This is a genomic window from Paenibacillus tundrae, assembly GCF_030812775.1.
Taxonomy (GTDB): Bacteria; Bacillota; Bacilli; order Paenibacillales; family Paenibacillaceae; genus Paenibacillus; species Paenibacillus tundrae_A.
In genome coordinates, this window is record NZ_JAUSTI010000017.1 from 58419 (window position 1) to 71091 (window position 12673).

8 protein-coding genes and 1 pseudogene are annotated in these 12673 nt (G+C 46.6%); 1 reads left to right on the forward strand and 8 read right to left on the reverse strand.

The window, feature by feature from the left end; genetic code table 11:
- Positions 1-19: 19 nt before the first annotated feature.
- The 8 genes and pseudogenes from J2T19_RS23160 to xylA all read right to left on the reverse strand — a co-directional run bounded on the left by J2T19_RS23160 (position 20) and on the right by xylA (position 11220).
- The gene (locus J2T19_RS23160; protein ID WP_307220023.1) at positions 20-2395 is read right to left on the reverse strand and encodes an S-layer homology domain-containing protein; all 2376 of its coding nucleotides are present in this window, start codon (positions 2393-2395) and stop codon (positions 20-22) included.
- A 357-nt stretch (positions 2396-2752) separates the two neighbouring features.
- A complete protein-coding gene (locus tag J2T19_RS23165) occupies positions 2753-3676 on the reverse strand; it encodes an alpha/beta hydrolase (RefSeq protein WP_307220024.1) in 924 nt (307 codons plus the stop codon).
- Positions 3677-3829: 153 nt separating this feature from the next.
- Complete coding sequence (locus J2T19_RS23170; RefSeq protein ID WP_307220026.1) at positions 3830-4462, reverse strand: bifunctional 4-hydroxy-2-oxoglutarate aldolase/2-dehydro-3-deoxy-phosphogluconate aldolase; 633 nt, start codon at positions 4460-4462, stop codon at positions 3830-3832.
- Between the two features lie 236 nt (positions 4463-4698).
- A complete protein-coding gene (locus J2T19_RS23175; RefSeq protein ID WP_307220092.1) occupies positions 4699-5769 on the reverse strand; it encodes a glycosyltransferase in 1071 nt (356 codons plus the stop codon).
- 441 nt (positions 5770-6210) lie between these two features.
- Positions 6211-6648 (reverse strand): annotated as a pseudogene (locus J2T19_RS28245) (glycosyltransferase family 2 protein); the annotation flags it as partial.
- Between the two features lie 16 nt (positions 6649-6664).
- Positions 6665-7381: a glycosyltransferase gene (locus J2T19_RS23180; RefSeq protein WP_307220028.1), complete on the reverse strand. Its 717-nt coding sequence runs from the start codon at positions 7379-7381 to the stop codon at positions 6665-6667.
- Positions 7382-7722: 341 nt separating this feature from the next.
- Complete coding sequence (xylB, locus tag J2T19_RS23185; protein ID WP_307220030.1) at positions 7723-9216, reverse strand: xylulokinase; 1494 nt, start codon at positions 9214-9216, stop codon at positions 7723-7725.
- Between the two features lie 687 nt (positions 9217-9903).
- A complete protein-coding gene (xylA, locus tag J2T19_RS23190) occupies positions 9904-11220 on the reverse strand; it encodes a xylose isomerase (protein ID WP_307220032.1) in 1317 nt (438 codons plus the stop codon).
- A gap of 201 nt (positions 11221-11421) precedes the next feature.
- Between xylA and J2T19_RS23195 the strand changes: the two genes are divergently transcribed.
- Positions 11422-12588, forward strand: coding sequence for an ROK family transcriptional regulator (locus J2T19_RS23195; protein WP_307220034.1), 1167 nt, complete (start codon positions 11422-11424; stop codon positions 12586-12588).
- Positions 12589-12673: the final 85 nt, after the last annotated feature.

A 12673-nucleotide genomic window follows, 5' to 3' on the forward strand; every position in this document is an offset into this window, starting at 1 on the left:
TATGACATCATGCGCTCGTTTAATATAGGCGGTTACCACTCATAAACGTGTCTGTCTTGCCTTGGAGCTTCGCAAGTCGTTCTAATACCTGTGCAGCTTCTGCAACGGTTACCTTACGAGCCGGCATGAAACGACCTTCAATGGAAGGTAGCAGGCCTAGCTTCAGGCTGAGCGAAACTGCGCCTTTGTTCGTCACAGCTCCTGCATCTGCGATGTTAGGCAGATCAGAAGGTAATGTGTAGAATCCAGCCAATTTCTCATATCGCAATATCTGAACAAGTAACACAGCCAACTCTTCACGTGTCATTTCTTCTTGAGGGTTCAAGTTCTTCTCTGGGTCAGATCCACCTAACCAACGTTGATCAAGCAACGTTCGAATCGCTGGATAGTAAGGACTATCGGACGTAATGTCAGCGAAAGGCTTGTCATCACTGTCTCCGTTGTAATACACATCCAGACTCGGATTGAGTGCTCTGGCCAAATAGTTGAACCAGTCACCCTTCGTAATCACACGATCTGGAAGAATACGACCTTGATCATCAGCAATGAATACGCCATGCTGAATCATGCTTTTAAGAGCAGTCTCCGCAACATGCCCTGCAATATCCGTAGGCTGTGTCTTGGAGGATGAATTCAAGTCTGCATACATATTTCTCCACTCACCCGTGTTGGCATCCAATACTTCATACAGACCATAGATCGAGTTCTCACTACGTGATGGCATGTATGCGAGTTTGACTCCCATAGGCGTAGCTTCCCCATTTGTCATGCCATAGCCACCATAACGGGAATAGGCCAGAATCAATTGAATCTCTTGAAGATAAGTTGCCTTGGCATCCTCATAACTGATGGCAGGCTTCGCATCTGTAGGTAACAGTTCTGGAGTTGCAGCCATTCTCGAATAATATTCCGTGATAGAGCCATCCTTCGCCACTTGAATCTGTAGAGAATCGTCTTTTACTAGAATTCCATTCATATATCGTTTGAAGAGGAACGTTCTTGCTCCATCCGATTCAATGACGGTGGACACGCGGAACTGATTCGCAGCATCTGGCACAAGGGCAATAGCCGTATTGACCGCCAGCTTCTCCGCCTCTGCTTTGGTTACAGGCTTGCTGCTTGTCTCCTCCGTAGCTCCCGCTTCTGTCGTTCCTGGCATGATCCGCTGGTACACGTTAAAGCTGTAAATCTGCCCCGTTGCTGCATCAACCTGTGCTGAGATATCTCTCATGAACATATAGGAAGCACTCGCATTGCGATCACTCCAGCTCAAACTCCAGACCTGACTGTTAGGGCTTGCAAAATAGCCTTTGCTCAGCTGACTATGTTCTAATTGATATCCTTTTGGAATGTCGAAATTCTTCTTCACCAAGCTCTCTGCTTGGGTTGCATTTAATTTCTGTCCTGTATTTGGAACAAACGCAGCCACACTTCCCTTTAAGGGTTTGTCCTGTTGCTCCGAATCGGACGTCATTTCTTCACCAGTCATCGGGTTAATTGGTTTCAGCGTGTTAGCATCCAGTCCATTGCCTGAGCTTTTGGGTAAATAGCCAAGATAATATTTCTGCCCTTTACGGGATGAGAATCCATCTGGCGAAATATAAGCAAGCTCAACATCAAATTGCTCGTCAAATTTCTTTTTGGCCTGCTCGGCGGATAGTTCCGGCTTCGATGAAGGGTAGTCGCTCTCAATGGTGCTGCGTGAATAACCTGTGACTCTTCCCTGGTCATCAACGTTCACATAGGCTGTCTCAGCCGCAGATAATAGACCTTCATGCTTCAACTGATACTGGTACTGATATTCCGTTCTGCCAAATAACGATTGCTGTACAGCGTATGGATAGGATTCAGAAATAGCTACAAATGCGTCTTTCTCTAAATCTGGTATAGCTTCATATAAAAATGCTTCAGCCAGCTTCTCTGCTTCGGACTCTGTCACCTGGCGGTCTGATTCAGTACGCTGTTTGTCCAGCAGCTCTGAAGGTAAATGCACGCTGAGTACCTCACCTGTGCCAGCATGTACGGTAGCGCTGAACCCCATGGAATGGTTGCCTTCACGAATTCCAAAACCAATTTCCCACGCTTTATAATCTGGTGGTGGATACGAGTTTGGTGAATCGAATTTCGCAGATGTAATGGTTGCCTTTTGGAGCAACGGAAATAGTTTCAATATGTTATCACTGGCTTGCTTAGAGGAGATCTTAGCTCCTTCCGGCACATCACTGCTTACGACACTTAATACATCTTCCCCCGTTGAAGCTTCGGTTACCTGTTCCGCTGTTGCTGCTGACACGCTGCCTGCAAACCCTGGAGCTTGCGATGCCAGAAGCAAGGTTGCCATTGCAGCCGTTGCTGCTCTAGCGGTCATCATTTTGAATCGAATGTGAAAACTCAAATCTGTACCTCTCCCTTCAATCTCATACATGGACACACATCAAATAACCCCGCATGAATATTGCTAGTCTATTCTATGATACCATAAGCTTCCTTTTTAATCGTCCTTTTCCCAACAATTTTACAAATGTGAATTTTGGAAAATCATCCGCAAACGCTAGAAAAATACCGATCGACGTACTTTCAAAGAAGATATACTGCGCTTAGCTGAGATTTATCTTGCGATCATCGAATTGTTCAGCTCTGCTGAAAACTTATGAATTCTATGATCTACAAAAAAACGCCAACATGGTTGGCGTTTCACTTTCATACTTTTATGAGTTCGTGTGCAAAAACCTCTAAATCATTGCCTGGGATATTACTCATCACTCGCTGCCGCTTGGGTCTGCGCTTGTACTTGAACATGCTTCTGTAGAAAAGGAATAACCGTTTCCCAGAATGCTGGATCTTCCTCTGAACAGCTATGTCCACCACTGTTCACCCATAAATGCTCTACCGGGGGATCGGCTTTGGTCATAAAATACTCCAGCTCGCTAGGAGGGATAAAATTATCTCCTTTCGAATGAACCATAAGCAGTGGTAACTGCATCCCTTTTCGCCGTTCATTCAACAACATTACAGGCTCGCGCTGTCGATAGGACTTCAGCGACTCTCCGAGTCGCCAGAACCAGATTCGCGGTATAAGTTGAGCCAACGGAAATAATGGGAGACGACGACGCCTTAGTTCTGAACTTACGATAACTTCAAATTGGGATGGCATCGAGTCCGTAATCACTGCAGAGACAGGGATATTCTCTGTTACTGCCAGAATCGTACCTAATCCTCCGAGTGAATGTCCCAGCACCCCGATGGCTTCCGGGTCAATCTCAGGTCTAGTCGACATATACTTCAACGCTGAGAGTAGATCATCACGGAATAAATAGGCTGATGCCGCTCGAACAGCATCACTCTCTCCATGACTACGAACGTCATACATAAATAGAGCATATCCTGCTTCCCAGATTGGGCGTGCATAGCGGAGTACGCGGGAGCGATTAGAACCCCAACCATGCGCAATGATGACCAGCGGCCACGGCTTTGGTACATGTGCAGCAGCAGGAATGAACCAGCCATGCACTCTCCCTCCACCACTATCAAAGGTTACATCTTCAAAGGGCATAGGCGGCGTCAACGTGATCGGAATTTTTTTGGGTGTCTGGCTGTTCACCGCTGCTTTCCACAGCCCTCCTGCAGTTAAAGCAGCAAAGGCAATCATTCCTCCAACCATCGTTCTCGTCTTCACAGGCATCTCTCCTCTCCGGCTCTTGGCATACCTTCATCATAAGATAGGACTATTAACTAGAGATTAAGGTTCATCGGTGGAATGGATCATTCTTATCCACTCACATATTCTTACGTCAAACTTATACTTACCCAATTTACGAATGGCTTGTCACTATTCTTTAATTCTAGCCGCGTCTACAAATGCACGTGTACATGCCGCAATCTGCTCATGATTACCACTCGCTAATGCATCTTTAGGAAGAAGCGCGCTTCCCAAGCCTACCGCAGCTGCACCAGCAGCATAATACTCCGCTATATTGTCCAAGTTCGCGCCACCAGTCGCAAGTAGTGGAATATGATTCAATGGCGCCTTGATCTCCCGCAAATACGGAATGCCTAAACTTGCCATTGGGAACAGCTTCACGACCTTGGCACCTGCCTCATAGGCAGCAACAATCTCCGTGGGTGTCATTGCCCCAGGCCAGATCTCTACACCCTGTTCTACAGCATATTCAATAACGGATAGATCGACATTGGGCGAGACCAAAAATTGTGCGCCTGCAGCCACCGCTTCTCGTGCCATCTGTACATTTAATACGGTTCCGGCTCCTACATAGGCCTGTCCTTCATGTCGTTCTCGCCAATCGGCAATAATATCATGTGCACCCACCGTATTGAGCGTAACCTCCATCAGACGTATTCCACCCTCAGTCATTCCTTGCCCTGCAGTAACAGCAGCCTCTCGGCTAATTCCACGTACAATCGCGACCAGCCTTGATTCTAGTAATGTTTCCGTCAAATTCATATTCCTATTCCCCTCGTTTCATCAATTCGTCTAAATATCAACTTCAATGCCGATGAACCCGTTAGGCACTCTTTATAATCAATGTAGAATTTTCATACAACCTCTTAGAACTATTGTAAAACATATCTTCCCTTGGTTGAACTACGAAAAAAACAGAAAACGACGATGATCATTTCAACTCCTCTAGAGAGCTGTCCCGATCACCATCGTTGGATATCTAACGTTATAGGGTTCGTTTACGCATTTTCTAACACACTGCCCTCATCCAACTCTCGAAAATACTTTTCGTTATACAGCATACTTGGATGTGTTGGATGGTATGCCAGGGCAATCGTGTTGTGCTCTTTCGCCTTCGTCCGATTACCCAGCCTGTCATAACACACACATAGCTGCAGGTGCGGCATCCATGTCCAAGCGGCTTCATTCACCGGTACGATGGGGTCAGCAGGTCGTATAGCCTGAGTTGCCTGTTCGTACCAGAACACCGCTTTGCGGTAATCCTCTCGATCGGCAAAATATCCCCCTAGGCGGCAGCATATTTCTGCTCTCGGTAAGTCATAAGCGAATGATCTTAGCAGTGCAGCAATCTCTTGATCTGGACGTTTCCGTGCAGCTTCGCAATCGGCCATCTTTTGACATGCAGCAATCTGATCTTCCACCCAGCCGAGTCCGGTATCCAGAAACTTTGTATAATAAGCTACCGCGTCCTCATACTGTCCGTGATCTTTAAGCTCATTCCCAAAATAATATAAGTCACGCGGAGAAAAGACTTCGCCTGCCTGTTCCCGTTTGCGATAGATGTTCAGGTTACGATCGGTATATACTTTGTCTTTCTTATGTGTGACAGCCACATCACTATGCAGCATATGCCCGCTCACTTCCAAGTATTCATGCACTGCACCAATCCAGCGAAAATGACGATCCCGACGAACCAGTCGATTCCGCCTGAGACTGTATGCTACCTGACCATCTGCTGTAAATGAAAGATTATAATTCATCGTCACACTGTCCACCGCTGGATCAAGGGATCGTTTCAGGGCAATGAGCTTTGCCCGGTCTTGAGGTTCAAACACGTCATCGGCATCGAGCCAGAGGATATATTCACTTGTCGCCTGATCAAAGGCAAAATTCCGCGCAGCCGCAAAATCATCCACCCATTCAAAATCCATAATATGCTCTGTATACCTTGCAGCAATCTGGCGAGTACGATCTGTCGAGCCAGTATCCACAATAATCACTTCATCAGCAATGCCGTTAACCGAGTCCAGACAGCGTGCAAGGGAATTCTCTTCATTTTTCACAATCATACATAGCGTTATCGTTATCGTCTCTTCTGCCCGTCGAACCCTCCGATTATAAGCGGCCACCCCTGGCAGTTCAGACAAACGATAGATGTGATAGGCAGGATGATGTGTATCAACAAACAATGAAAACCCTAGTGCTTGAGCCCGAATGCAGAAGTGACGATCCTCCCCCCAAAATGAAACATTAGGGATCTGATCAAACGTAACACCTGCCTCCAATACATTCCTGCGTATGAGCGTACATGCCCCCAGACCCCCTACTTCATAACAGCCTGGATGATGCAATTGCTGTAAAAAAACCTCTGTCTGAATCGTCTGATTATCCGCTTCCGTTCCCTCAGCTACCTTCACACCTCGGCGGTACAACTGATATTCATCCTGCAGCCAAACTTGGGGCATCTCCCTTGCGCCTGGTTGCCAGCGGGTCCAAAAGATATTGGATACGATCTCTTTCTCCGTGGAAACGAGCTGTTCCAGGGTTCGGGGATGTAACACCAGATCAGAATCGATGAGAAATACAGCATCATACCGGTGTTCACACACGTATTTCAAAATCTGATTCTTCAAGCCAGCTACCCGCCAGACTTGTTCATCCTGCCAATAGTGTCCACCCTCATCCTTGGTGTATGAACCTTTCTGATGATCTTCATCTTCATTCAGCACCGCGTCCACGGTAATAATGGTACCTTCATTTTCTGTTACAAAATCTCGAAGCATATCCGAAGAGGCCGTTTCCTCATTATCGTCCACAAATAAATAGTCTGTTCTTACCGTGGTTCGCTCCAGCACACATAGGGATTCAAGGAATTCTCGGAGCACGGGTGCAGTTTGACGCACTGGACTCGCAATCAGTATGTTTTGCTTAGGTTTTCCCTTCTTCAACCTTATTCCTCCTCCCTTATTCTAACCATGGCAGAAGTCTGGGCTCTGGATCCAAAATAGATTCATACTGTTCCTTCCACCCATATCTCGCATCCGGATCTAGTGCCTGATAGCGCTCCACCTTACGAATTCGGTCTTCTTCCCGTGCCCAGCCATAATGCTTCACCCGAGGTAGATGACAAGCATAAGTGAAATGCTGAATCGTTAGCGGGAAGCGGCCGCAATGCTGAGATGTTTCCTTCCACTCATAATCCCAGTCATGACGATACCGAATAAGAAATGGACGATAGTACGCGTGAGCCTGCCAATACTGATCTTCTCGATATGAAGTCTCACTCCACATATCAAACAAACGGAAGTAGATCGCATCCTCTTCTCCACTTAACAGTTGGTCGCGTATAACTCCAAAATCAGGTGTTAGTATCTCATCAGCATCCAAATTCAGAATCCACTCTGGTTGAGTAGAGATGGTTGCCTGCCACTGCTGTTTCCGTAGACTGACTTCATCCGCAAACTGGGGTGTAGAATTCTCTATTAATAGTAGCGGTATATCCTGAAGTATCTCCCGACACATCGTAACTGTCCCATCTGTACTGCCGTCATCAATGATAACTGCCCGATCAATCCAAGGTCGATGAGTCTCCAATGCCTGCCTTAAATAACGGTGCTCCTCATTACGAACAATCATCGATAAGGTCATATGCGGTCTACTGTTGTCCTGTTGCTCTGTCAAAAGCTTCACCCCCATCCTTCAGATCGTGACCATGTATGTATGCTCGTTCATCGAAAATAGAATGATGTCTAATCCTTAACAAGATGAATCATATATCAGGTGAACCATTCATGTTGTACACTATCCATTAATGCTCATTGGAACAGATCGTGCTCCTATAGCTACTGTATGCGTAGGAGGATTATGGTTATGTCAGGCATGCTTATTTCGTACATGTGCGGTATGTACTACGCGTTTATGTGTTATGCGATTGGCAAGTGAATATGCAAAAAGCACCCGCTTTCGCGGATGCTTAGGGTATCTAAAAGTATTAATGTAAGAATTCACTCACTCATCTTGGATTAGCGATATTGTGCCAAACGATCATTCAGACTGCGCGTCTGTCCATACACCTCTTGGTACAATGCAAACAACCCGTCATATACTGCAACTGTTTCTGGGTTAGGATCATAGGATTTCGCTGGGCGTAGGAACGCTGTAGCACATGCTTGCAATGATGAGAACCAGCCACATCCATAAGCCGCCAACATCGCTGCTCCCATCGCTGGACCTTGTTCACTCTCCAGCTTCACGATGGTTGCGTTAAAGATATCTGCTTGCATTTGCAACCAAGCTTCATTCTTAGCACCACCGCCGATGGAGATAACTTCTGTCACGGTCTTACCAGACCCACGCAAAATATCAATGGATTCGCGAAGCGAGAACGTAATGCCTTCCATCACTGCGCGTCCAAAGTGCTCCAGCTTATGCCCAGCATCCATACCAATAAAGCTGCCACGAATGTTAGCATCAGGGTGTGGGGTACGCTCCCCTACAATGTATGGTGTGAACAATAAGCCTTGGCTTCCAGCTGGTACCTGATCAATGCCCTGTAAGAGCACATCAAATGATTTGTCCGCTGCAAATGTATCCTTAAACCAGGATAAGCTATATCCTGCTGCCAGGGTTACCCCCATAATATAGAAGGCATCCTTCTCACCATGGTTGAAAAAGTGAACTTTCCCTTCGAAATCGAGATCCTTGCGCTCCTCGTAGGACAGAATAACGCCAGATGTGCCTATACTGCACATGGTCTGCCCTTCACTCAGGATACCCGCACCAATCGCGCCACAGGCATTGTCAGCACCACCTGCAAATACTTTGGTTGCTGTTGCCAGACCCGTTTGATCCGCAATCTCTGGCAACAGTGTCCCCACTTCCTCGAAGGATTCCACAAGTCGTGGACAGAGTGAGATTGGCAGTTCAAACGCTTCTGCAATCTCTTGGCTCCATTGCTTGCCCGCAACGTCAAGCAGCAACGTACCCGCTGCGTCAGAATAATCCATTGCGTAATCTCCGGTTAGGCGATAACGCACATAATCCTTCGGCAATAGGAATACAGCGGCCTGTTGCAACACCTCTGGCTCGTTTTCTTGAACCCACAAGATTTTAGGTAATGTAAATCCTTCAAGCGCACGATTTCGGGCGATGCTTAACAGCTTACCATCCAGCACCTTCTCGATGCGGCGGCACTGCGCCGTTGTGCGTGTATCATTCCATAGAATAGCATTGCGAAGTGGTTTGCCTGCCGCATCCACCAATACAAGTCCGTGCATCTGTCCGGAGAAGCTCAAACCTTCAATCTCGGAAGGCTGTACGCCAGATACCTCCAGCAATTTACGAAGCGATACAATCGTCTGCTCTATCCAATCCTCTGGATTCTGTTCGCTGTATCCAGCCTTAGGCTGGAAGAGCGGGTATGACTCAGATGCTTCAAATGCCACTTTACCTTCACGGTTCACCAGTACAGTCTTAACTGCGCTCGTTCCCAGATCGACACCAATTACGTAACTCATAAGTATACTCCTTTCGTTTGTAGCAGGATTGAATAAAAACCTCGGGCATGTAAGGTCACTCCGTAATCAGAAGACCCTTGGATCGCCGTTATCCCTGAATTTCCTTGATTCCCTTTTGAAAAGGGAGATATCCCGGGATAAATGCGCACGCTTCGCTTCCTAGGGTTCTTTCTGATCACTCCGTTTTGCATGCCCTTTCTACATTTCGTTCAAACGGTACAACGTACTCGTTTTGGGCAGCTAGGGCTCTACAATGACATCATACCGTCATTGGTTATGAACGATGTAAATCTTGGATGAAGCATGCAAAGTCACTCCATGGTCAGAAGACCCTTGAATCGCCGTTACCCCCAGATTTTCTCATTCCCTTGTTTAAGGGTAAAATCCGGGGATACATGCTCACGTTTCGCTTCTAGGGTTCTTTCTGATCACTCCGTTTTGCATGCCCTTTATGCATTTCATTGTAAGATCGCCGTATGCTGTGCTGCTCACGTTTCAAAAAAAACCGTTCCCGCCTTCCCAGAGGAAAGCGGGGACGGTTTGAATGTCACGCTTATTCAACGTCCAGGGCGCAAGATGTTCCTGCGCCTAGTAGGAAGAGGTATTCATGCTTTGCTGTATGCTCGCTTATGATCTGGTCATAGGCAGAGCCATCAGAGCATGAATCCGTCTTGCTCAATGACTGTCTTAGTCAGCCAGGATGTATTGGTTGAGTTTTGCTCTCAGCAATTCCTGACGTCCGGATTGGTTTTTGCGTGGGCTTTCGTTGTTCAGTGCATACTCAGCAAGGGAAGCAAGTGTCGCTTTACCTTCAACCACTTCTGCACCAATGCCTTCGCTGAAGCTGCTGTAACGTTTTTCGATGAAGTCATCGAATACGCGATCTTCGATCAGTCTTGCAGCTACTTTCAGACCTTTTGCATACGTGTCCATACCAGCGATGTGTGCCAGGAACAGATCCTCAGGCTCGAAGGAACCACGACGAACCTTCGCGTCAAAGTTCACGCCACCACGGCCGATACCGCCGTTTTTCAATACTTCGTACATTGTCAGCGTTGCATCATACATGTCCACTGGGAACTCATCCGTATCCCAACCAATCAGCAGATCACCTTGGTTTGCATCCAGGGAACCGAGCATGCCGTTGATACGTGCTACGCGGATCTCGTGATCAAACGTATGACCTGCCAGTGTAGCATGGTTCGCTTCAAGGTTCAGCTTGAACTGTTTGTCCAGATCATATTTTTGCAAGAATGCGATGGAAGTAGCTGCATCGTAGTCATATTGATGCTTCGTTGGCTCTTTTGGTTTAGGCTCGATCAGGAATTGAGCGTCGAAGCCGATTTCCTTCGCATAATCAACAGCCATGTGGAACATACGAGCAATGTTGTCTTGCTCCAGTTGCATGTCTGTATTCAGCAATGTGTCGTAACCTTCACGACCGCCCCAGAATACATAGTTTTCTGCACCCAGACGTTTACCAACTTCCAGACCTTTCTTGATCTGTGCTGCTGCATGAGCGTATACATCAGCGTTACACGTGGAAGCTGCACCAAACATGAAGCGTGGGTTGGAGAACATGTTCGCTGTATTCCAGAGCAGCTTTTTGCCGCTAGCTTTCATATGCTCTTCCAGCAGGTCAACGATCGTATCGATGTTACTGTAGAATTCGCGCAGTGTTGCACCTTCTGGAGCGATGTCCACATCGTGGAAACAGAAGTACGGCAGATTCATTTTTTCCATAAATTCAAAAGCCGCTTCAACGCGAACTTTCGCTTTATCCAGACCGGAGTAGCTATCCCAAGAACGAACAGCGGTCTCCGCACCAAACGGATCACTGCCGCCTGCAGTTAATGTATGCCAGTAAGCCATGCCGAAACGGAAGTGATCTTCCATCGTTTTGCCAGCAACAACTTCTTGTGGATTATAGTGTTTAAAAGAAAATGGATTCGTGGAATCTTTACCTTCGAATGCAATTTTATTAACGGATTCAAAATAGGCCATGTGTAAAATGCCTCCTCAATAGTTTTAAAGAAATCGTTTACACCGTTATCCTATCACATCGATTATACTTTGTCTATCCATTAAACAAAGTTAAATAAAAATGTTTTTTGCACGTTTGTTTACGCTATAATAGTCGAATAGCTTGCTAGCGGATATCATTGTGAACTCTTTTAGTAGAGAGAATAGGAGTGCCTTGTTGATATGAAAATTACCGGAGACCAGATGCTGGTCAAAAAAATAAATAAATCGATCGTCCTCGATACCATTAGACGTCATGCCCCCCTCTCTCGTGCGCGAGTATCCGAGGTTACAGGGCTTAACAAAGCCACAGTCTCTAATCTGGTCGCTGATTTAATCCATGACGAGTTAGTACAAGAGATCGGCCCAGGGGAGTCTAGTGGCGGACGCAAACCACTGATGCTGCTCTTTCGAGGTACAGCCGGCTATGCGGTTGGATTGGAACTCAGTGTCACTCATTTGAAAGGTGTACTTACGGATTTGGAAGGCCGTATTGTTACTGAATATGCCGTGCAATTGGAGCAGCATGATGTTTCATCCGTATTTGAGCAGTTGAAGCTCGCGGCTGATCACTTAATCCAAACTGCACCGTCTTCACCTCATGGCATAATTGGCATTGGCATCGGTGTACCCGGCATGGTTGATGAGGAAGGTACTGTGCTATACGCACCCAATCTACAGTGGGAGAAAGTTCCCCTACGTGCTATGTTAGAAGAAGCTTTCCAACTGCCTGTCACGATTGATAATGAGGCCAATGCTGGTGCTCATGGTGAACTGAATTTTGGCGCAGGTATCGGTGTTCGGCATCTAATCTACATCAGCGCAGGCATCGGGATTGGATCAGGCATTATGGTAGATGGCGAATTGTACAAAGGCGCTTGGGGTTATGCCGGAGAAACCGGTCATATGTCTATTGAATCTGAGGGAAGACCTTGCTCTTGTGGCAATCGCGGCTGCTGGGAGTTATATGCTTCGGAGAGAGCTTATGAACATCCCGATTATCAAGTACATTTGCCTGCACACACAACCCAAGAATTGATTGAATATGCCGCTCAAGGGCATGAAGCTGTATTGGCATTGTACGAAGACATCGGTCGTAAATTAGGTATTGGCATTACTAATATCGTCAATAGCTTCAATCCAGAGCGTATCATTATTGGTGGAGGATTATCCAAAGCACGACCATGGATCGAAACGGCATTAAGACAAGTTGTTGAGGAGCGAACCCTGCCATATCATCGCCGCAGTTTGCAGATTGAATGGGCTGCTCTAGGTAGCCGTTCAACAAGAGTGGGTGCAGCTTACTCTGCCATTTCCCAATTTTTAGGGAGAATCAGAGTATCCGTCTAATAACTAATGAAATTGACATCATTTCGCCCCATTTCCTCCCTTTTTGTTAAAGAAATCCAGGGGTATAATGAATATATGTGATTTT